Source organism: Nocardia sp. NPDC051052, from assembly GCF_044456045.1.
In the GTDB taxonomy this organism is placed as follows: domain Bacteria; phylum Actinomycetota; class Actinomycetes; order Mycobacteriales; family Mycobacteriaceae; genus Nocardia.
Map to the genome: position 1 here is coordinate 82,828 of NZ_JBITFL010000015.1, position 20,142 is coordinate 102,969.

Genomic DNA, 20,142 nt, shown 5'->3' on the forward strand with positions numbered 1-20,142 from the left:
GTCGGGGTGTGGGCCGGATTTGCCGGAGCACTCGATCGTCGAATGAGGTGGTCAGACATGCCGGTCATGGCACGAGCGGCCTGTTTGCGCGGATATTGCGCGCTCGTCGATCAGCTGGGTGGAGACGGCCGGACGCTGCTCGGGCGATTCGATATCGACACCGACACCATCGACAGCGATGACACCCTGATCGCGGCGGAATCCATCGGCTGGGCGCTGGAAGCCGCGGCGGCCGACGTGCGTCGTCCGGACTTCGGCCTGCGGTTGGCCGCCAGCCAGCAGGAGACGGTGCTCGGTCCGTTGGCGGTCGCGCTGGCGCACGCGCCCACCGTCGGTGCGGCGATCGCTTGCGCCGCGCGATTTCTGTTCATCCAGCACGCCGGGCTGTCGATCGCGCTGGTGCCCGACCCCGAAGGCGAGTCCGATGTAGTCGCGCTGCACTATCGGGATCCCGCGGAGGCCACGGGATTCAGTCAAGGGGTGGATCTCGCGGCGGGCACGATTCACCGAGCGCTGCGCAGGGTGTTCGGCGAGGAACCCGCACTCCGGTCGGTACATCTGCCGCACGAAGCACTGATATCCCCTTCGGTCTACACCGAGCATTTCGGCACCGACGTCCGATTCAGCACGCCCACCACCATGTTTCGCTTCCCGGCCGCCGTGCTCGAGCGCCCGGTGCCGGGCAGCAGCCCGGTCGTGCGCGCGATGGCGATGGACTACCTGACGAAGAACTACTCCGAGCTGGATCGGACGATCAGCGCGCGGGTGCGGGTGTCCATCGAACAGTCCATCGGCACGGCCATACCGGATATCCGCGATGTGGCGCGCATGCTGTCGATGCACGAGCGCACCTTGCAGCGCACGCTGGCCGCGGAAGGCACCTCGTTCCGCGAGATCCTCGACGAGTCCCGTCGAGACGTGGTCTACCGGCTGCTGCGCGAAACCGAACTGTCCATGTCCCGGATCACCTCGCTGGTCGGCTTGGGTGAGCAATCGGCACTGACCAGGGTGGTGCGCCGCTGGTATGGGATGACGCCACAGCAGATCCGCAACGCGGCGCGGGTTGAGCGCGGCGAGCGTCCGTCGATCCGCCTCCGCCGCACCGTTTCCCGGTAGTGGTCGCAGGCCCCGTACCGACAAAAGCGGTTCCTGACCATCGGGTGATGATCAGGAACCGCGTTGTCGTTATCCGCCGGGTTTATTCAGGGATGTCGGTGCTCAGTGGCACGTTCACCCAACTCGGGGCGGCGGGGTCGAGGCGGACGTGTTGCGCCCGCAATCCGGAGTCGACCAGTACCGGCAGGATCGGCAGACCTTTCGGAAAGTTGCTGGCGTACACATCGACTCGCAGTCGGTGACCGGGCTGTAGGACCGCGTCGATCGGGGTGAGCGCCACGTCGAGGGCGACCGGGTCGCCGGGCACGGTTCGTTCCCGCCGACCGAGATCGAGGAAATAGGCGGGACGCGTGTAGTCGCCGTTCGCCGACTTCGTACTGTTCGCCTCGTCGATCTGCCGCAGCGAAGCGACCAGCTGGCCGGTGGCGATCTCCCGCGAACTACCGTCGGGCGCCACATCGTTGAGCGTGGCCACCCAGTACCCGTCGGCCGCGTCGTGCACCGCGTTCAGGTGCACCGCGACCGGGCCGGAGATCTTCGTCGCCGCGCCCACCGGGTTGCTGGTGAAGGTGAGCCCGTCGTTCTCCCATATCCGCGAATCCTCCGCGCACGCTTCGATGATGGCGGGTACGCCGGCCGCGATCCGGGCCACGTCACGACCGCACAGGCTGAGCAAGCCCGGCGCGACGGTCGCATCGCGGACGCCTGCCTGCCGCGGGGTCGCGGACAAGCCACCGTCGAACCTCGAATTGGCGCTGGTGCCCGACGAAATGTCATCGAGATACATTCGCCGATAAGTGATTTCGTCGCGCGGGAATTCCGGCGCGTCGGTCCAGGCGCCGCCCTGCTGTTTGACAGTGAGCGGGTTGTATTCGTCTATGCCGTTGTCGATTCCGCGCAGCCAATGGTCGAACCACGCCCGCTGCAACACATCCAGCCGAGGCGGCATGCCCGGCTTGCCGAAGCCCGCGACGCCCGAGCCCACGTGATATCCGTCGCCCATGATGAGCTTCTTCTGCTCGCCGGGCAGCGGGATGGCGTTGAACGTCTGCGTGGGAGTGTCACCGAAGATGTCGAACCACGCACCGACCATGAAGGTAGGTGTGGTGATCGCGGTCGCGTCGGTCTTCAGGCCACGGCGGAATTCCGAGTTCGGATCGAGGAGATCCTTCGTCGATTGGGTCAGTTGCTCCGGCGCCATCGCGGTGTAGCCGTTGACGACCTTGTCGACAAGGGTTGCGGGATTGGCCAATCGATCCTTCAGCCACTGCAACTCCTGGGCCGGATCGAACCGGCCGACCAGCAGTCCTTCGATGTCGGGAATCATCTTGGCCGCGTTGACCCCGATCAGCCAGGGCACCAGGAAGCCGACGCCGACCGCGCCGCCGGGCCCGGCGATGTCGTTGAAGATGTCGCCGCTGCCCTCGTAGGCGAAGACCGCTTTCAACCCGGGCGGCTTGTGCGCCGTCGCCTGCAACGCGGTGATCGCGGTGAACGAGACCCCCATGGTTCCGACATTGCCGTCGCTCCACGGTTGCCGGGTGATCCAGTCGATGACCTCGGCGGTGTCCTGCTTCTCCCGGTCCCCGAAGACCTGCCACGCACCGGCCGAGCTGCCGGTGCCGCGCAGATCGACCTGCACCAGTGTGTAACCCGCGTGCGCCAACGCCCAGTCCTGGGCCGCGGCTTGCACGGCACCGGCGTCCAGCTGGCGACTCAGATCGAAGATGCCGTCCAGCCCCACGCCCGGAATGTTCAGCGATCCAGCCCACGGCAGCAGCACATCCTTGATGCCCGGAATGTCCAGCAGCGCTTGACCGATCAGAATCGGCAACTTCCCGTAGCCCTGCATCTGCAAGATCACCGGCCGTTTGCCGTCGGCCACCCGGCCGTCCTGTGCCGGATGGATGATGTCGGCCTTGAGCACCGTGCCGTCGCTCATCGTGATCGGCACGGCGAGATCGGGTGCGATGCCGCGGTACGGCTGCGGACCGTCCACCGCGGCGGTCCAGCCCGCGGCGAACTTACCGCCATCAATACCGGTGAATCCGCCGGGGGAGTCGGCGGAGCCGATCGGTGTCGCAAAGGGCGTCACCGCCAGACAGGCGGCCGCTGCCACCAGATACTTCAATGCGAGCCATGTCGGTCGCGACCGAGCAGTCATGCTGATCTCGAAAAAGTCATGCCCGGATTGTTGCTACCAGTGAGTAATAAGGGCTCGTCCCGCCGCGACATCTTTTTGCCCCGCGACGACACGGCACATTCAAACCCGCGGTGGAACTACGGACCGGCCTCGGCTCGGCTCAGAGGTAGGTGGTGTACGAGGTCGCGCTATCGGGTTCCTCGATCACCAATACCGCGGCCGGGTCGGCGAAGTACTCGATCGCGGACGAGGCGGTCAACCGTGAGCCGGGGTGTACGAGCAGCCGGTAGCCCGCGGCGTGCAGTGCGCCGACCACTGCCAGCGCTGACCATCGGGTCGACTCCTGGCTGGCCTCGGGTCTGTTGATGTGCAGGCACACCAACCGCCGAGACCACGAACTGTGCAGCGATACGACCACATCGCCTTCGCGATCGGTGCCGTCGTCCGCGACGGAGACTCCCGCGCTGCGGAGCACATGGGCGGCTCGCGCGGTTTGCTCGAACTTGGCCAGTATGTCCAACGTGATCTCCGGCGGCCAGGCCGCCGAGGTGCGTCGCACGATCTCGCTGCTGCCCAATCCCTGCCGCTTCGCCGCGTGCATCAACTGAACCAACCGGCGGTTGGCTGCGACGAAGGTGCTGACAGCCGCACCCAGTTCCGTTGCGGCGGTGGGCACGTCGCCCGCGTGGTCTTGGGCGGCCTGCACCGCGGCGGTCGGGTGATCGGATGATTCCCTGTTCGACGCGTGATTTTCGAGCGCTAACGCTCCGGTGTCGAATGTGGTCACGTCGTCGTACAGGTTCATGGCGGCATATTAGGGCCTATCCGGCCGGCGGTGACCATTGTTTAAGGCAATCTAAAGTCCGCTAAGCGACTGTGTTCCATGGCAGTACGTCGAGATTTGACTTGCATAGACGGCTGTCGGAATCGTTTGGCGGATTGCACAACGGTGGCGCTCGATCTATGGACAAATGTCACGACCGAGCCTGGTTGTGTCCAGGTGCAAAACTGTGAGCTTTCCGGACTTGTGTTCGCAGGATTGCCCCGTAGACGACGGTCAGCGGAAGTAATGCAGCGGCCGCGGCGGCGTGATCTGGGCGGCGCTCAGGGTTAGTGTTACTTGTGGTTTGACGTATCTATTGCCGCTAGTAGATACTGCTGACGCAAGACGGCAGAACACTCCGAAAACGGTCCTCACCACGGCAATTCGTGGGATGAACAGCGGGCGGAAGAATACGATTCCGGTCCGCGTGTACGGGCGCGCCACGACCCGGTGACGGAATGCCACTTATCTCTGATTCTGGACCGAACGGTGCTACGGAAGGGTCGATAGCTCGACATGGAGATTGCCGATGCCTGAATATCCGCTACTCACTCCCAATACCATCACGTTGCGCCAGTTCGACTACTTTGTGAACGCGGTGCAACTGGGCTCGCTATCGGCCGCCGCCAGGCGGTTCGGAATAACGCCGTCGGCGATGTCACAACAGATCGACGCGTTGGAGACCTCGCTCGGCCACAAGGTGTTCGACCCGCAGTCGCGCAGGTCGAGGCTCACCGAGTTCGGCAGCGCATTCTTCGCGCAAGCCTCGAACGTTGTGGAGTCCGCCCGCCAGGCGGTAGCCATGGGGCAAACGTTCGGCGATGGCGGGATGACCGTCGGCACCACGCCGACCATCGCCCAGAAGCTGTTGCCACCGCTCATCTACCGGATGCGGCACGAACGAAACATCGACAGCATAGAGGTGCGATCGTTCACCGATATCCGTGAGCTGAACGCGTCCTTCGAAGCGGGCACCCTCGACCTCGCCGTCGGCCCGCTCGCGCAATCGAGTTCACCGGTCGTGCACTGCTTCGGTGCGGAAGAACTCGTCGTCGTCTGCCACCCCAGCCGGCGAAACAACTTCGACGGCTCATGGAAACAACTCGTCGAGGCGCCCTGGATCCGCTGCGGCGCGAACTCCGATCTCACCGACACCGTTACGCGCGAGGCAGGTCTGGCCGGCGTGCAAGTCCGTTTCACCGTCCGCGCACCCGATGTGTCTACCGCGCTGTGCCTGGTGGAACACGGTGTCGGGGTCGCGCTGGTGCCGAAAATGGCCTTACACGGACCAGCCCGCTTGCTGTCCATTGTTCGTTTGACCCGTCCGATCCGCCGGAAACTGGCCGTCCACGCGCGCGACAAATCACCGCATGTAGTGAAATTCCTCGAGGTCATCAGCGACACCGAACTCGTCCGAAAGTTCGGGGCCGCAGGACTGCTGGAGGTGCGGCGCCCGGACCACGAACCAGAGCAGGGCTGCTCGCGCCAATCCTTGAATGCTTGAAGATTGTGCTGTTCGGATAATAGGTAAAGGCCCACGCCAAATTTCCGTAATCACCGTGATGGCGGATTTCGATACGTAACTGAACCTTGCCTTCGACTGCCAGTTCCTTCTCGGCGACTGCCAACAACACTCAATTTCAAATGTACGGCTCGGAAGCGGTCTGCGTCGAAGACGGTTACGGCACCTACAAATTGGAACCCGACATAGGACAGTAGTAACCGAGGCGTTACTCGGTCATGTTCGCGGCCAGCGGTACCCATCACCTACACATGCGGCGGGTACAGCTGACCGCGAGCATTCCGGAAGAACCCAGCGCGCCACTACCTCACCACATGCTCGCCCGAGGACTGGGTGCGTCAACCAGCACACGCGCCCAGATACGCCATCCCAACAAGCACTAGAGGACTATCGCGCCCATCGCATGCGTCGAGGCTGCCGCGGTGGGTGGACTACGAACTTCGATCGCCAGACCTACAGGGGACGCAACGTTATCGAACGGCCGGGGCAGCCGCCCGGCGCGGACCGCCGCCCAGCCGCCGACGCGCCCGCAACGAGCTCACGAATCATCCGGCGATGCCCTCGCGCTCACCCGCCATCCCCGCCGTCGGCCCAGCGCACGAACAACGCGTCGATCGCCCCCGCGTTGCGCACCGATCCGCCGTGCCGAAAGAATATTCGGTGTCGGGGATCGCCTCCGGGAGAAGGGAAATGCCAATGCGGAGAATAGTTCTCGTCGCGGCGGCGCTGGTGGCCGTCACCGGCGGGCTCACCGCGGTTGCCAGTACGGCGGGCGCGGTCGACGATAAGGCGACCTGCGCCGCCGTCAACATGGCATGGACCGATTTGCGTAACCGGATCGAAGCACTCGACGGCAAGGGCTCGATCGCCGACCTACGGCAGATCTACGTCGACACCGCGGGGAAATTCGACGCAGCTGCGGCCACCGCGGACCAGGGCGCGCTGAAGGACGCACTCAATACCGCTGCAGCACAGCTGAATCGGCTCGAAACCGCGACGAACCGCGACGACTTCGACGGGGTGATGCGGGATTCCGCGTTCACCGCCGCCATCGACGCGGCTGGCACACCCTGCGGACTCTGATCTCGCTTGCCCCGCTACGAGGGCTCGTCAGTATGGCCTGAAATGGGCTCGTGGGCCCCGAAAAGGCGGGGGTGTGGCTGCTGCTGCGGGGCCCTCCCGGTAGTCGGCGCGGCTGTCGTCGTAGAAGATTCCGATCGACGGATCAATAGTCGGGCCGGATTGGCTTCGGCGACTTCGGTTTCCACGTCCAGGGCGGGATCGACCCGGTAGGCCAGCTTACTGGCCGTGACCAGGTCGACTCCGTGCCGACGCAGCTCGTCGGTCACCGCGGGCACCAGCACGTCGTAGCTGCCGACCAGTTCCGCCGATGCCGCCAAGTCGAAGCCGTGCACGATGTTCAGTCGGCGGTTGTGCCGGGAAGCAGTGTCGGCGGCCCACTCGACGGTGAGGTCGGAGGCTGCGGAACCGTCGACGCCGACCACCACCACGGCTGTGGCCAGCCGGCGCGGATCGATGGTGGGGGAGGTGGGCATGGACGGCTTCCCTTCGGATCCAGTGGTTCTGGTACCCGTAGGTTACGAAGCCGAGGCGGCGATGGCTTTTGCGCTCGCGCGCCGGTAGCAGGCGTGCACGACGACCTGCCGATGCTCGTAGCTGAGCGTCGCCAGAGCGCGCTGGATGACCCACGGTGTCAGCAAGCCTGGCACCTGGGTCATCGACGTGCCGGTCGACCATCGAGCTGGCATCGGTGGTGAGTTCGTGATGTCCTCGGCCGCACCGCAACTCGTCATAGGCGAAGTTGTGGGCGACAGTGAATAGTGGAAACCAGCGGGGGAATCCGATACCTGATTCATAAGCAACTCGCCCTTGCTAGTCGAAGGGGGTTCTTGCGAGGCAGTACCCGTGAAGGGCAGTACTACACCAATCCGGCCGTGCGACAGCATTCGAGGGTGCGGGCGGTCGAGCGTTGCACTTCGGGCATAACGGCCGATTTCACACGGCGATCCCCACGGCACGACCGATGGCGTAGGTGACGACCATAGCCAAGGCGCCACCGATCACGACCCGACCTGTTGCCCGCGCAGGCGCCGCGCCGCCGAGCCGTGCGCCGAGCGCACCGGTCAGCGCCAAGGCGATCAGTACTGCAATGACCGTCACCGGTACCCGAAGTGACACGGCGGCAACAACAATCGCCAGCAACGGCAATAACGCCCCGAGGGTGAACGACAGCGCGGAGGACAGTGCCGCGTGCCACGGATTGGTCAGATCGTCGGGGTCGATACCCAATTCGGCCTCGGCGTGGGCGGCGAATGCGTCGCCGGCAGTCAGCTCTTCGGCCACCGCGAGCGCGGTGGCGGCGGTCAGCCCCTTCGCCTGGTAAATCGCGGCGAGCTCGGCGAGTTCCGCCTCGGGCTCCTCGGCCAGCTCACGGCGCTCTGCCGCCAGCAACGCACGCTCACTGTCGCGCTGAGTGCTGACCGACACATACTCCCCGAGCGCCATCGACACCGCACCCGCGACCAGACCGGCGACGCCCGCGGTGAGAATCGGACCGCGTTCGATGGTCGCCGCGGCAACACCGACGACGATGCCCGCGACCGAGACGATCCCGTCGTTGGCGCCGAGTACACCGGCCCGCAGCCAATTGAGCCGCGAGGCCGAGCCCGCCGCGTGCGGCTCCGACGAGTGGGGCGCAAGAATTGAGGTCGAAAGACCCTCGGACGCGGTGCTATCTCCACTCATACCGTGCACGCTAACGACTTCCAGCTGTCGCCACCAGCAATGAAAGGCTGCCCGAAGTGAGGTAACGCATTGCACACCAAGGTTTCCCATACCTCAGAACCGCGCACCGAATGTGGCGCTTTCGGACGGAATTACCGTGGCTGTCGAACATTCTCGCGCGACGCGGCGCGGTGCTATTACTCAGTTCGTCCTTCGGCATGCGGTGACGCCGCTTCCGCATGGTTGCGAATGGTATGGATGGTGGCGCGCATAATGTGCGCGACGAACGGCCGAATCAGCCGCCAGTATCGCAGAAACCGTTGCCATGAGTCCGGATCCGTTGTGACCGTGCGGCACTGGTAGCTGAGCAGTGTCGCGTGCTCGCCATAGCGTTCCACCGAGAAGTTCGCGGCGATCCACCCCGGCTCGGCGAATCCGGCGAAGTCTGCTTGCGCTACATCACGCCACTCGATGTCTGGTTGCCGGAACTTCCCGACTGCGCCGAATGCGATCTCCCGGTCGGGCCGCTCACCGAGCAACAGCTGCTCCGCACAGCACTGCGGCCGCTCCGAAAGGGGCGGCCGTAGCGTTCGAGCGTGGAGCTGTTCGATCAGCTGGACGAGCTTGTCTCGATGCTCTTCTTGGCTGACATTCCGGAGATCTCGATTCGGCGCGGTGTGGCCTTGGCGGCGACGGGGATCATTATCGACAGCACGCCGTCTTGATAGGTGGCGCTGATGTTGTCGGCTTCGACACCCTCACCGAGGGTGAGCTGGCGCATGAATCGGCCGGCGAATCGTTCGGACGCGATCCACTGCACGCCCTCCGCGCTCGGCAGGCTGCGTTCCGCGCGCAGTGTAAGCGTGCCGTTTTCGACGCTCACATCGACCGAGCCGGGGTCGACGCCAGGCAGATCGGCGTTGAGCACATAGTGGTCACCGGTTTTGAACAGATCCATCGGCATAAATCGTGGGGCCCGCGCGGTACCCACGGCCTCGCCGAGTAGTTGACGTGCGACTGTGTCGATGTCATGGAACGGATCGAACCTGAGCACAACAATCACCTCGATTTCGAGTGGCGGCGCATCGCCAAGGCGGCGTACGCCGGTGGTTGTGCAATCCCTACGTTAGCACTCTCGAGTCGAGAGTGCTAACGGGTCGCGCGACGAAAATAGCTGCACCTGAAGACTTCTCGCGCCGAGTTGCGTTGGACCTAGATGCGTTGCGTGCCAGTCGTCGACCATGCAACGACTGCTGCGAACCCAACCGACGGCCCGAATTCGACGCAGGTTCTGCCCGGTTCTTTTCGAAGCTGTGTGTCTGCTGGGATCAGCGCGCCGGTGTGGCGAGCTTTCCGTTGGCGATTCGTTCGACGAACAGCGGGATGAAATCGCGTATCGGTCGGCCGAGGAGGCGTTGCTGTGCGTCGTGGACGATCTGCTCGACTCTGTCCGGAGCGACCTGCGGGTATCGTCTGGCGAGGCGTTGGACCACTTCGTTGATCTGGTGGTTCTCATCATTTGCCGTACTTCATGGTCGCCGCGATGCGCCGGAAGGTCAATCAGTCGGATTGCCGTGAGCGGACTGCCTCTGTCGATAAAATGGCCGAATTCGACTGGGAAACTTACTGTTCCGAGTCAGTTGGATCGCCCGCCTGGATCTGATCCAGGAAGTCGAGGCTTGACGCCACCGAACGGGCCTGTGCCCACTGCGGATTTCGGTGGAATGTATCGGACATGAAGTTCTCGATCGGGTCTGACCAGTCGCGAGGCGCAGCGGCGGTTGATCCACGTCGGGCCCAACGCGCTGTCCTCGACGGCGGCGCCACCGCCGGGGCGACACTCGAGCCACCGGCCGCGACGCACCGAACATGGTGATAGCCGCGGCGGGCGGTATCCAGAGGCCGAACTACCTATCACCCGGTGCCGTTCGCCCCTGGGACCGCATCGCAGTCGAGCGCATTCTATGGATGGCCGAAACGGATTCGTGCCTCAGTCAGGAGAAGTTGTGAACGTAGTCGTCATTGTCCTCGCGGTGGTCGTGGTGGCGTTGATCGTGCTGGCACTGTCCATTCGAGTGGTCACCCAATACGAGAGGGGAGTGTTGTTCCGGCTCGGGCGCGTCATCGCGGTCCGTGAACCCGGTCTCAACCTCATCGTCCCGGTGATCGATCAACTGCGGAAGGTGACGATGCGCATCATCACCATGCCGATCCAGTCACAGGGCATCATCACCCGCGACAATGTCAGTGTCGACATCTCCGCCGTCGCGTACTTCAGGATCGTGGACGCCGAAAAGTCTGTCGTCGCGATCGAAAACGTCTACGCGGCCATCGATCAGATCGCCCAGACCACGCTGCGCAAGGTCGTCGGGCAGCACACCCTCGACGAGGCGCTCTCCGAGACCGACGTCATCAACGCCGGTATCCGGGAGATCCTCGACACGACCACCCTGGAATGGGGCGTCGAAGTAACCCTGGTCGAGTTGAAGGACATTCAACTGCCCGACAGCATGAAGCGCGCCATGGCCCGGCAAGCCGAGGCAGAGCGCGAGAAGCGAGCGAAAATCATTGCCGCAGAAGGGGAATCAATGGCTGCCGCCGCGCTGGGCGATGCCTCCGACACGATGATGGCGCACCCGTTGGCATTGCAGTTGCGCAACTTGCAGACGCTGATCGAGCTCGGCGTCGACAAGAACACCACCGTCGTCTTCCCGGCTCAGCTGATGAGCGCGATCGGCGACGTCGGCTCCTACTTCGCCCGCGAAACCGCGGCCGCAGCCGCGCTCGCCGCCGTGCCGGCGGCGCTACCGATCCAGCCCACCCCGAAGCCCAACGGCACCGCCACCCCGGTGGCAACGACGCCGATATCGAATGAGGAAACAACGAGGCCGTAATCGACATGGCAAGCGACGACCCGCCGATCGGCAGCATCGGCGGGTCCCTGCGCGGAGACGGTAATTCGGTCCTGGCCAGCGGCGAGGGTCTGTCCCGGATGCGGCTCGATAATCTCGCGGCGGCGCCCGGTCGCACCGCCAATGACTACGGTGGGTCGACGGCCGAAGCCTTAGGACGGGGTATGGGCCTTCCTGACATCCCGCGGGATCGCGTTGCCCGGGCAATCGTGGGAAGTGCCGCTGAACTGTGGTATTTCGACCTCGACGCCCGCACCCTCAGCGCGCCAAGAGGTCTCCGCCGTGGACAAGACAGCGGCTACTCGCCGGTAGGGATGGTTCCGTCGAGCACTGTGCGGATAGCTCTGTGTTCCACGGGTTTTGCGGCGTAGTGTTCGGCTGGCTTTCTCTGGGTCCCGAAGCGCGGCTCGCCTCCGTGTGGACGACAGACTCAGGAGCAGCCCATGGTGTATGTCGATCGTTGTGACGCCGGCCGCCGACTCACCGAACGCTTGCCGGCGTTGTCTGGATCTGGGGTGGTCGTCCTCGCGTTACCGCGTGGCGGGGTTCCGGTCGCTTACCCGGTCGCGGCCACGCTGCGGGTCCCTCTCGATGTTGTGGTGGTACGCAAACTGACCGTCCCGGATCAGCCGTGGCTGGTGTTCGGCGCCGTCGGTGAGGAGGGGGTGCGTGTCATCGACGAAGACATGGTCGCCGACGCTGTTGTTTCCGAGCCTGAAAGGCTTGCGGTGACTCGCGAGCAAGGAGAACTGTTGCGCCGCAGCGCTGCTCGCTACCGTCGTGATCATCCGTGCCGGGCGTTGGATGGCGCCACCGCGGTGATCGTCGATGACGGTCTTGCCACAGGCGCTTCTGCTCATGCGGCTTGCGCGGTTGCCCGCGCGCGTGGCGCGGTCCGGGTGGTATTCGCGGTGCCGGTCGGCGCGTATCAACCGATCCGCGCGCTGGCCGCGGTCGCGGACGCCATCGTTTGCCTGCACACGCCGCAGCCGTTCGGTTCGATCCGCCTGTGGTATATGGACTTCGCCGAAGTGACCGACCTCGAGGTCTGCGCTCTGCTCGACTCGGCAGCCGAAAACCAGCCTGTCCCACGTCGGTCAGTTCCATCCGGCACAGGGGTTGTTGGTGCTGCAGGGATTTGAAGGAGATCGACCCGGCGGCCGCCGGGATCCAGAATGTCGCCAGCCGATAGGCGAGGACGCCCGCGACCGCTGGCGCACTCGGCACACCGCGATGATCAGCCCGGTTACCAGGGCTGCCCCGATGACGCCGAGACCCGATGGAGTTGGGCTGGCTGCGCCGAGAGCGGCCCCGCCCAGAAAGACCGCGGCGACCAAAGCGATCGAGGCGTGTCCGCCGAATGCGTGTACCGAAAACCCCAGGGCTGCAACGTAAGCAATATTTGTGCCGACCTGACCACCGATCAGCATGGCGGCCCGTGACGGCTGGCGCAGGATGCCGGCCATCGCACCGAGGGTGGTGCGTATCTCGGTCAGCCAGGCGGGGCGCCGCAGCATGAGCACGACTCCGACGCCGAGCGCGGCCATCACGGAGACGAAGCCGATCAGCAAAATCCAACCGGAAGGCAGCGCGGCGGTCAGCAGCAGCCGGGTCCGGCCCAGCCAGACTCCGGCGCAGGCCAGCTCGATGAGGTGCAGCATGACACCGGCCGTCACCGTAAGGGCAACGGTCGCAACGGCAGTGGCCCGCGTGAGCCCGCAGCGCTCCAGATACCGCTCGTTGACAGCGGTGCCGCCGACCCCGTATGGCATCAGCAGGTTGGCGAACGACGTCGCCGGCTGCGCGTTCATCGTGCGTCCGAAGGGGAGTGGCCGGGGACTTGCGCCCATTACCGCGAGCGCCGCCGTGGCGTAGGTCATGGCCGACATGGCCAACCCGCCCGCGAGCCACTGCCATTGCGCATCACCGAGGGTGCGGATGGTCTGCCCGAGCTGTCCGATCTGAGGCAGCAGTACGTAGGTCCCGAACCCAGGTGCTCGACCGGTCCAGCTACCTCGGATCCAGGTGCCTGCTATCGGCTGAGCGACCGAAGGCCCGGAAGCCGTCAGTCCTTGCGCGGCGGTTGGTCGGGCAGTGGTGCGGACCAGCGCAACACCGTGCCGCGGTCGGCACCGCGTCCGATGTCGAAATTGCCGCCGGACTGCTCCGCGCGCGCGGCCAGGTTTGCGAGTCCGCTTGTGTGGGGGAGATTGTCGGGGATGCCGGTGCCGTCGTCGGTGATCTCGATGATGACGTCGTCGCGGATCGACAGATTGATCGATACTGTGGTCGCCGAGGCGTGCCGGACCGCATTGCTGACGGCTTCGCGCAGCACTGCCTCGACATCCTCGGACAGCGGCGGCGCGAGTACCGAGACCGGTCCGGCCAGGCGGATCGTGGTGCGAAGGCCGGTGTCGGCGGTCATCTCGGCGATCACCGCGTGCAGCTGTTTACGCAGGGTCGGGGCGTCCGCGGCGGTGCTGCTGTGCAGATCGAAGATCGAGTGCCGGATTTCCTGGACGATGGACTGGATGTCCTGGATGGTTTCGGTGAGCCGGGTCTTGATTTCGGGGGTGCGGGTGCGTTGCGCTGTGCTCTGCAGTGACAGCCCGACCGCGAACAGTCGCTGAATGACGTGATCGTGCAGGTCGCGGGCGATCCGGTCGCGATCGGAGAGTACGTCGAGTTCGCGCATGCGTCGCTGGGTGGCGGCCAGTTGCAGGGCGAGCGCGGCCTGGCTGGAGAAGGCGGTGATCATGGCTTGTCCGGCTGCGTCGAGGGGTTGTGCCTCGGTGGGGCGCAGGGTGACCAGCACGCCGATGACTGCGTTTTCGGCGCGCAGCGGAAGGATCAGCGCGGGTCCGAATTTGGCGGGTTCGTCGAATTGCGGGCGGAACATCAGCTGGTCGCTGGCCACCACCCGACCTGACATATACGCCGTGCCGGAATGTGAGTCGGCAATCGGGATACGTTGTCCGGGAAGGTGTTCCGATCCGGCGCCGGCGGCGGCGACGACAACGAGTTCGGTGACCTCGTCATGCGGGATATCGGGATCTTCGGGTAGGGCGAGGAAGGCTGCCGCGGAGTGGGTGAGTTTCAGTGCCCGGTCGGCGATCAGCTCGAGCACCTCGTTCGGTTCGCTGCCGCCGAGCAGTTCGGTGGCCACGTCCTGGGTCGCCTCGAGCCACTGCTGGCGGACGCGGGACTGCTCGTAGAGGCGTGCGTTGGCGATGGCGGTACCTGCGGCTGCTGCGAGGGCCAGCACGATGGCTTCGTCGTCCTCGGTGAACTCTTGGCCGCCTGCCTTCTCAGTGAGGTAGAGGTTGCCGAACACTTCATCACGCACCTTGACCGGAACACCGAGGAACGTATTCATCGGCGGGTGGTGCTCAGGGAAGCCGACTGATGCGGGATGGGTCGAAAGATCGGTCAGCCGAATGGGTTTCGGTTCCTCGATGAGCACACCGAGCACGCCGTGACCGCGCGGCAGGTCGCCGATCATCACGCGGGTTCGGTCGTCGATTCCTTCGTAGACGAATTCGGCGAGCTGCAGACTTTCCTTGTCGGTTTCGCGGACGCCAAGTGCGCCGTATCCGGCATCGACCAGCTCGATCGCGGTGTGCACGATCGTGCGCAGGGTGTTGTCGAGGTCGAGGCCCGCCGTCACGACCAACATGGCCTCGATCAGCCGGTCCATCTGATCGCGTACGCCGACGATCTGGGCAATCCGCTCCTGCACCTCGGCGAGCAGCTCACGCAGTCGCATCTGCGACAATGTTTCGACCACCGGCCTCTGACCAGGCCCGGCCGGGCCGGACCGTTTGCCATCCATATCGGTCATCTTCCCACGTGGAGATGACCGCAGCGGTAGGCCGACAACCCGCCTGCGCTCCCGCTAGTCGCTAGCGACTCACTCCCGCTGCTGCGGTGCATTGAGCTTCGAGGCGATGACGGCGGCCTGGGTGCGGCGCTCGACACCGAGCTTGGCCAACAGTCGGGAAACGTAGTTCTTCACGGTCTTCTCAGCCAGGAACATGCGGCCGGCGATCTGCCGGTTGGTCAATCCCTCGCCGAGCAGATCGAGCAACGTGCGTTCTTGATCGGTCAGGCTGGCCAGCGGGCCGGTTTTAGCGCTGGCCTCGTCTCGCAGCTTTGCCATGAGCGCGGCCGCGGCACGATTGTCGAGCAATGATCGTCCGGCACCGACCTCCCGAATGGCATCGACCAGTTCGAGAGTTCCGATATCTTTGACCACGTAGCCGCTGGCCCCGGCCAAGATCGCGTCGAGCATCGCTTGTTCGTCGGTGAACGAGGTCAAGATCAGGCAGCGTAGCTCGGGGTGCTGGTTGAGCAGGTCGCGGCACAGCTCGATGCCGTTGCCGTCGGGTAGTCGAACGTCGAGGACGACGACGTCGGGTCGCAGCGCGGGGATCCGCGCCATCGCCTGGGACACGTTGCCGGCCTCGCCGATTACTTCAAGGTCGGTTTCGGCGTCGATCAGGTCGGCGACCCCGCGTCGCACGATGTGATGGTCGTCCACCAAGAACACGGTGACCATGGGAATGCACCTCCCTGAGCAGTTGATTCAGCCTACGAAGATTTCCTCGGCCGCGGCACGGAGTTCGACTCTCGATTGAGGACCAAAGTCCCTTGACGTGGCTGATTGCCAGGCACCGAAGGCGCTGTTCACAGTGTCATGGAGTGGCAACTCGGTGTCGAGCGACGTCGCGCCCGACCATGGCACCGCGGACTCCGACATGGCTGCGGCAATTTGCGGAGTCGCCTCGGAGTCGCCGGTGTCGCGCTGGCCGATCCGGCGGTTCGCTACCGTGGCCGGACAGCCGCACTGCAGTTGAACAATATCGGCGTGTGTGTCGGCAGCAAGCAGCTGGGCGCGCTGTCGTTCGTCCGCATCGAGCCAGCTGGCATCGAGGATCACCGAGACACCGAGCGAGAGCAGCAAGCGTGCGCGCGCCAGCAGCTGGGTATAAACCTGATTCTTGTTCGGTGCGGAATACGCTCCCACACCGAAGGTTCCACCGCTTCCATGCACCTGCCCCGTCGCGCGCAGCTGCGTGCGCACCTGATCGCTGGAGCACACGACAGCCCCCGTCAACGCCGAGAGCTCCTTGGCAACAGTGGATTTCCCGGTACCCGGCAGTCCGCCGACCAGCACCAGACGTACCGCTGCCTCGTCCAGATGCCGCGCGGCGATCGTCAGATGGCGCCGTATGCGACCGCGGGCGGAACTGTCGCCCTGCCCGAAGCGGATCGCATCGACCTTGGCACGAACGAGCGCGCGATAGGCGATGTAGTGATCGCGCAGCGACCGCGGCGCCGGATCGGCGGTGACCAGCAGATAATCCGAGAGCAGCTGATCGCCGAGTCCTGAGTAGCCGAGGAACTCCAGATCCATTGCCAGAAAGGCGATGTCATCGAGGCAGTCGACATAGCGCAGCCGATCGTCGAAGTCCAGGCAATCCAGCACCCGGAAGCCGTCGGCCAGGTCGAAGATGTCCTCGGCCTGTAGATCGCCGTGACCGTCGACGATGCGGTCATCGGCAATCCTGTTCATCAGCAACGATTCTCGGCCGTCGATGAAGCGCATCGCGAGCCAGTCGATCCGATCGACCAGGTACGGATCGGCTACCTCGGGCTGATCGGCAAGACTGCGCAACAGCATTCGCCATCGGCCGCGCAGCGCGTCGGGGGTGCCTTCGGCGTTGATCTCGGGACTACGGCGGGCCGAGTGATGGAACAGTGCGATCACCTGTACCAGCGCCGATAGCCTCGATCGGGACAGCTCAGGGTCCGCGAGGGTGTTCGATAGTCTGCGGTCTTCGGGCATCCGGCGCATGAGTACCACCGGCTCCGACGGCCCACCGACCGGGTCGGTGAGGTGTGCGACGCCGAGGTACACGTCCGGCGCCACAGCATCACGAGCCCGGAGTGCGTTTCCCGCAGCTCGGCGGGCGATCCGTATTCGGGCATGGAGCACAGCCTTTCGGAGAATCCGATTCCTGTACTCAGGATCACCCGCGGTGGGTTTCCGCGGGACGGCCGAAGGTCATTGATGTCGAGGGACTTTCGGATCGTTTCCGGAAGTCCCTCGACATGGGGCCGTCCTGCTCTGTATCCGGACGTCAGTGGAATGGCAGCGTAGAGATCGACGATGAAATGGACGGTGGGCGGTGATGAACCACGGATGGCCCGACGAGCCCACCCTGCGGGCGGCGTTGACACTCGCGGTGCGGGCACCGTCGGTCCACAACACACAGCCGTGGCGGTTCCGGATCAGCGACCACCACGTAGACCTGCATCTCGACCCGACGCGGGCGAATCCACTGGCCGGCACCGAGCAGCGCGACGCCGTATTGAGCTGTGGCGCAGCACTACACCACCTGCGAATCGCGCTCGCCGCAGCGGGGTGGTCGGCCGTCGTGCATCGGTTACCGAATCCGGCCGATCCGAACCACCTCGCATCGATCGAACTGGTGCCACATCGACCGACCATGCTCGAACACGCACTGAGCGGCGCGATCCTGCGCAGGCAGACCGATCGGCGATCCTTCAGTTCGGCGCCGATCCCGCCCGGCTATCTCGGGCTGGTGAAGGAACGTGCGACGACGCTCGGAGCAAACGTCCGGCAGGCCGCGGACGCCACACGCGAACGTCTGGTCGAGGCGCTGCGCACGGCGCCGGACGCGGATGCCGGCTATCGACTGGAACTGGCCGACTGGAGTGGCAGGCCGGCGACGCCGGACGGCGTGTCTGCCCACAGCATCCCGCTGTACTCGCATCCCGGGGGAGTACCGGGGATAGTCCCCGTGCCGCGACAGGCTGCGCCCGACTTCGCTGAACTACTGGTACTCGGCACCTCGACCGACGACCGGTTGGCACAGCTGTGCGCGGGTGAGGCGCTCAGCGCGGTACTGCTGACCGCGACCAACGTCGGCTTGGCGACCTGCGCCCTGACCGAGCCACTCGAGATTCCCGAACTACGGCAACGCATCCGCGTCGGCGTGCTGGACGACCTGGCCTATCCGCAGGCCGTCATCAGAATCGGCTGGGCTTCCGCAGCTGCCGCCGCATTGCCGTTCGCGCCGCGCCGCGCACTCGCCGATGTATTGGATCCATTCGAACCAGCGGCCTGCTGAGCGCGGGCCGGCGCGGCGCGATCAGTCAGGTCGGTGACTTATGTGACCGGACCACGCGACCCTTGATCCCAGCCGTGGCGTGCCGACTACCAGCACCGCCGCTTGGGCCGGATCCGCGCGGGCGAGTTCGTCGTCGCCCAGGACTGGCAGATCTACTTCCTGGCCATGATCACCGCAACGATCGGAGTGAACCTGGTCTGGGCGCTCGCCGCGCCGTTCGTCGTACCCGTCGAGGCGTATCTGATCGCCGGAATGGTCGGCGCGCCCGGACCATTGTTCGTTGCGTACCTGCTGGTCGCCGTTTCCTCTTCGCTCACCACGACGGCCTTCCACCAACGCAGCATGAGGCGGTTTGAAGCCTCCCTCCGCAGGGACGACTCCGAAGGGTCACAAATCTGCATCGTCCGTGCGGCACTGATCTAAAACGCTTCGCCTACAACATTATCAGCGCTTCTTCACGTTCAGGACACACGGGAAATCTCACCCTTCGTGAGGTTCGTTCTGCATCCGATACCGGCTTGGGCAACGGCTTCAGCGGATAAAGATGGCCTCGGTGCGTGCGTCGAGTTCGGCAAGTATGCGCTCACCGAGTGGGGTGAGTGTCGCTCCCTCGTGCAATGTTCGTGACAGGGATCGGAATCGCATGAGCAGGGTGTCGAGCCGCGCTGACCAGCGCTCGTCTGCGCCGTGGTCGATTGCTCTCGCGAATGCCTCGCACAGGCGCGCGTAGACGAAGGATGCGTGATAGACACCGATGACGGGCCTGGGATCGGGGCGGGCCACGGAAACCAATCTCTTGTCAGGGGGGTCGTTGTGGAGTTTGCCAGTGTGCTGGATTGCGAAGAGTCTGAGATGTGCGGCCTCGTGTACCAGGCGCTCGAAGGTGAACAGTAGATCGTCGGGCGCGGCGCGCACGAATACCGCACCTTGGAACAGAGGCGTCGCCCAGCCGAGCAATAGTTCGCTTTCGAAGGGGACGATGACGCGTACGTAGCGCAGTAACTCATCGGCCGCCTCTGGCCAGCACTCCCGCAGGAGATTGAGAACAGTGCGGTACGCATCGACTAGAGCCGGGTTCGGTTGGGTGACCGGTTTCAGGTCTCGTCGCGCATTCGTACCTGCGCCGGGGACGGCGTTCATCCGCGCGAGAAATCGGCGGATCACCGGATCGCCTGCGTCGAGGACGAGGTCGGCGTCCTGCAGCGGGCGCAGTCCGTGGTGCAGCAATTCGCTCGACCTGATGTCGTGGTGGTTGGGCCCGGCGTCGAGCAGAGCCTCATTCCCATGGATGCGGATGGCGGTGAAGGGTTCGTCGGGTGTGGCGGCGACCCGTCTGTGGCGAAGACCGGGGCCGCGCAGATCGCCCTCGGTTAAGGGGATCACCATCCCGTGTTCGGGTACCGCGTCGTCTTCGATCAACGTGGCCAACAGGATTCGGTTCAGATCGAGGGGGTGAATATCGGTGGCCGTGTGGTCGGACACGGACCACTTCTTGAACAAAGGATGGCTCACCGCGCGAGCCAGGTCAGCGTCCGGTAGGCGCTCCACCGACTCACGCGCAAGCGCCATCTGGTCGCGATAGGGGTCGTCTGGCTGAGCTAGATGGGTTTCGAGCTTCCGCAGCAGTACGTCCTTGGCGCGCTCGGCCAGGATGCCTGGCAGGCTATCTGTTCCGGTCGCCGGGACCGGGTTAATGCTGATGTCATGCATGGTGTTTCATTTCG

Annotated in this window: 20 protein-coding genes; 7 read left to right on the forward strand and 13 right to left on the reverse strand. The window is 64.7% G+C overall.

Translation table 11 applies throughout. The annotated features are described in order from the left end of the window. Nucleotides 1–57 precede the first annotated feature (57 nt). A complete protein-coding gene (locus ACIBCN_RS37215) occupies nucleotides 58–1,116 on the forward strand; it encodes an AraC family transcriptional regulator ligand-binding domain-containing protein (RefSeq protein ID WP_396996692.1) in 1,059 nt (352 codons plus the stop codon). An 82-nt stretch (nucleotides 1,117–1,198) separates the two neighbouring features. On the opposite strand, the gene ACIBCN_RS37220 is transcribed toward ACIBCN_RS37215, so the two are convergent. Together ACIBCN_RS37220 and ACIBCN_RS37225 are read right to left on the reverse strand one after the other, a co-directional pair. After that, a complete protein-coding gene (locus ACIBCN_RS37220; protein ID WP_396996693.1) occupies nucleotides 1,199–3,280 on the reverse strand; it encodes a CocE/NonD family hydrolase in 2,082 nt (693 codons plus the stop codon). Between the two features lie 139 nt (nucleotides 3,281–3,419). After that, nucleotides 3,420–4,064: a hypothetical protein gene (locus ACIBCN_RS37225; protein ID WP_396996695.1), complete on the reverse strand. Its 645-nt coding sequence runs from the start codon at nucleotides 4,062–4,064 to the stop codon at nucleotides 3,420–3,422. A 547-nt stretch (nucleotides 4,065–4,611) separates the two neighbouring features. On the opposite strand from ACIBCN_RS37225, the gene ACIBCN_RS37230 reads away from it, so the two are divergent. Next, the gene (locus tag ACIBCN_RS37230; RefSeq protein WP_396996696.1) at nucleotides 4,612–5,586 is read left to right on the forward strand and encodes a LysR family transcriptional regulator; all 975 of its coding nucleotides are present in this window, start codon (nucleotides 4,612–4,614) and stop codon (nucleotides 5,584–5,586) included. A gap of 714 nt (nucleotides 5,587–6,300) precedes the next feature. Then, nucleotides 6,301–6,687, forward strand: coding sequence for a hypothetical protein (locus ACIBCN_RS37235; protein WP_396996697.1), 387 nt, complete (start codon nucleotides 6,301–6,303; stop codon nucleotides 6,685–6,687). Between the two features lie 14 nt (nucleotides 6,688–6,701). Here ACIBCN_RS37235 and ACIBCN_RS37240 read toward each other — a convergent pair whose 3' ends face one another. The 6 genes from ACIBCN_RS37240 to ACIBCN_RS37265 form a co-directional block, all read right to left on the reverse strand. Then, nucleotides 6,702–7,160, reverse strand: a complete 459-nt coding sequence (locus ACIBCN_RS37240) for a universal stress protein (protein ID WP_396996699.1) — start codon at nucleotides 7,158–7,160, stop codon at nucleotides 6,702–6,704. Nucleotides 7,161–7,202: 42 nt separating this feature from the next. Further along, nucleotides 7,203–7,373 carry a hypothetical protein gene (locus ACIBCN_RS37245; RefSeq protein ID WP_396996700.1) on the reverse strand — a complete coding sequence of 57 codons (171 nt, stop codon included), beginning with the start codon at nucleotides 7,371–7,373 and terminating at the stop codon, nucleotides 7,203–7,205. 247 nt (nucleotides 7,374–7,620) lie between these two features. Further along, nucleotides 7,621–8,370, reverse strand: a complete 750-nt coding sequence (locus ACIBCN_RS37250) for a VIT family protein (protein WP_396996702.1) — start codon at nucleotides 8,368–8,370, stop codon at nucleotides 7,621–7,623. 176 nt (nucleotides 8,371–8,546) lie between these two features. Then, complete coding sequence (locus ACIBCN_RS37255; RefSeq protein ID WP_396996703.1) at nucleotides 8,547–8,888, reverse strand: hypothetical protein; 342 nt, start codon at nucleotides 8,886–8,888, stop codon at nucleotides 8,547–8,549. Nucleotides 8,889–8,959: 71 nt separating this feature from the next. Beyond that, complete coding sequence (locus ACIBCN_RS37260; protein ID WP_396996705.1) at nucleotides 8,960–9,403, reverse strand: Hsp20/alpha crystallin family protein; 444 nt, start codon at nucleotides 9,401–9,403, stop codon at nucleotides 8,960–8,962. 274 nt (nucleotides 9,404–9,677) lie between these two features. Then, a complete protein-coding gene (locus tag ACIBCN_RS37265; RefSeq protein WP_396996882.1) occupies nucleotides 9,678–9,851 on the reverse strand; it encodes a three-helix bundle dimerization domain-containing protein in 174 nt (57 codons plus the stop codon). Between the two features lie 504 nt (nucleotides 9,852–10,355). Between ACIBCN_RS37265 and ACIBCN_RS37270 the strand changes: the two genes are divergently transcribed. Further along, the gene (locus ACIBCN_RS37270; protein ID WP_396996707.1) at nucleotides 10,356–11,243 is read left to right on the forward strand and encodes a slipin family protein; all 888 of its coding nucleotides are present in this window, start codon (nucleotides 10,356–10,358) and stop codon (nucleotides 11,241–11,243) included. Between the two features lie 461 nt (nucleotides 11,244–11,704). After that, the gene (locus tag ACIBCN_RS37275; protein ID WP_396996709.1) at nucleotides 11,705–12,403 is read left to right on the forward strand and encodes a phosphoribosyltransferase; all 699 of its coding nucleotides are present in this window, start codon (nucleotides 11,705–11,707) and stop codon (nucleotides 12,401–12,403) included. On the opposite strand, the gene ACIBCN_RS37280 is transcribed toward ACIBCN_RS37275, so the two are convergent. The 4 genes from ACIBCN_RS37280 to ACIBCN_RS37295 all read right to left on the reverse strand — a co-directional run bounded on the left by ACIBCN_RS37280 (nucleotide 12,359) and on the right by ACIBCN_RS37295 (nucleotide 16,869). After that, entirely contained in the window at nucleotides 12,359–13,369 is a 1,011-nt protein-coding gene (locus tag ACIBCN_RS37280) for a YbhN family protein (RefSeq protein ID WP_396996884.1), read from the reverse strand. The two genes, ACIBCN_RS37275 and ACIBCN_RS37280, sit on opposite strands and share 45 nt — an antisense overlap. Beyond that, entirely contained in the window at nucleotides 13,327–15,093 is a 1,767-nt protein-coding gene (locus tag ACIBCN_RS37285) for a GAF domain-containing sensor histidine kinase (protein ID WP_396996886.1), read from the reverse strand. The genes ACIBCN_RS37280 and ACIBCN_RS37285 overlap by 43 nt, the downstream gene beginning before the upstream one ends. Nucleotides 15,094–15,171: 78 nt before the next feature. Beyond that, entirely contained in the window at nucleotides 15,172–15,819 is a 648-nt protein-coding gene (locus tag ACIBCN_RS37290) for a response regulator (RefSeq protein ID WP_396996711.1), read from the reverse strand. A gap of 27 nt (nucleotides 15,820–15,846) precedes the next feature. Further along, nucleotides 15,847–16,869, reverse strand: a complete 1,023-nt coding sequence (locus ACIBCN_RS37295; protein ID WP_396996712.1) for an AAA family ATPase — start codon at nucleotides 16,867–16,869, stop codon at nucleotides 15,847–15,849. A gap of 586 nt (nucleotides 16,870–17,455) precedes the next feature. Between ACIBCN_RS37295 and ACIBCN_RS37300 the strand changes: the two genes are divergently transcribed. Both ACIBCN_RS37300 and ACIBCN_RS37305 read left to right on the forward strand, forming a co-directional pair. Then, nucleotides 17,456–18,418 carry an Acg family FMN-binding oxidoreductase gene (locus ACIBCN_RS37300; RefSeq protein WP_396996714.1) on the forward strand — a complete coding sequence of 321 codons (963 nt, stop codon included), beginning with the start codon at nucleotides 17,456–17,458 and terminating at the stop codon, nucleotides 18,416–18,418. Between the two features lie 102 nt (nucleotides 18,419–18,520). Continuing rightward, complete coding sequence (locus tag ACIBCN_RS37305) at nucleotides 18,521–18,841, forward strand: hypothetical protein (RefSeq protein WP_396996715.1); 321 nt, start codon at nucleotides 18,521–18,523, stop codon at nucleotides 18,839–18,841. Nucleotides 18,842–18,949: 108 nt separating this feature from the next. On the opposite strand, the gene ACIBCN_RS37310 is transcribed toward ACIBCN_RS37305, so the two are convergent. Beyond that, nucleotides 18,950–20,128 carry an aKG-HExxH-type peptide beta-hydroxylase gene (locus tag ACIBCN_RS37310; protein ID WP_396996717.1) on the reverse strand — a complete coding sequence of 393 codons (1,179 nt, stop codon included), beginning with the start codon at nucleotides 20,126–20,128 and terminating at the stop codon, nucleotides 18,950–18,952. Between the last annotated feature and the right edge of the window lie 14 nt (nucleotides 20,129–20,142).

What these genes read in the sequence shown, in the direction of transcription:
- ACIBCN_RS37215 (WP_396996692.1), top strand. Translation starts at nt 58, where the DNA reads ATGCCGGTCATGGCACGAGCGGCCTGTTTGCGCGGATATTGCGCGCTC.
- ACIBCN_RS37220 (WP_396996693.1), bottom strand. Translation starts at nt 3,280, where the DNA reads ATGACTGCTCGGTCGCGACCGACATGGCTCGCATTGAAGTATCTGGTG.
- ACIBCN_RS37225 (WP_396996695.1), bottom strand. Translation starts at nt 4,064, where the DNA reads ATGAACCTGTACGACGACGTGACCACATTCGACACCGGAGCGTTAGCG.
- ACIBCN_RS37230 (WP_396996696.1), top strand. Translation starts at nt 4,612, where the DNA reads ATGCCTGAATATCCGCTACTCACTCCCAATACCATCACGTTGCGCCAG.
- ACIBCN_RS37235 (WP_396996697.1), top strand. Translation starts at nt 6,301, where the DNA reads ATGCGGAGAATAGTTCTCGTCGCGGCGGCGCTGGTGGCCGTCACCGGC.
- ACIBCN_RS37240 (WP_396996699.1), bottom strand. Translation starts at nt 7,160, where the DNA reads ATGCCCACCTCCCCCACCATCGATCCGCGCCGGCTGGCCACAGCCGTG.
- ACIBCN_RS37245 (WP_396996700.1), bottom strand. Translation starts at nt 7,373, where the DNA reads ATGCCAGCTCGATGGTCGACCGGCACGTCGATGACCCAGGTGCCAGGC.
- ACIBCN_RS37250 (WP_396996702.1), bottom strand. Translation starts at nt 8,370, where the DNA reads ATGAGTGGAGATAGCACCGCGTCCGAGGGTCTTTCGACCTCAATTCTT.
- ACIBCN_RS37275 (WP_396996709.1), top strand. Translation starts at nt 11,705, where the DNA reads ATGGTGTATGTCGATCGTTGTGACGCCGGCCGCCGACTCACCGAACGC.
- ACIBCN_RS37285 (WP_396996886.1), bottom strand. Translation starts at nt 15,093, where the DNA reads ATGGATGGCAAACGGTCCGGCCCGGCCGGGCCTGGTCAGAGGCCGGTG.
- ACIBCN_RS37290 (WP_396996711.1), bottom strand. Translation starts at nt 15,819, where the DNA reads ATGGTCACCGTGTTCTTGGTGGACGACCATCACATCGTGCGACGCGGG.
- ACIBCN_RS37295 (WP_396996712.1), bottom strand. Translation starts at nt 16,869, where the DNA reads ATGCGCTTCATCGACGGCCGAGAATCGTTGCTGATGAACAGGATTGCC.
- ACIBCN_RS37300 (WP_396996714.1), top strand. Translation starts at nt 17,456, where the DNA reads ATGAACCACGGATGGCCCGACGAGCCCACCCTGCGGGCGGCGTTGACA.
- ACIBCN_RS37310 (WP_396996717.1), bottom strand. Translation starts at nt 20,128, where the DNA reads ATGCATGACATCAGCATTAACCCGGTCCCGGCGACCGGAACAGATAGC.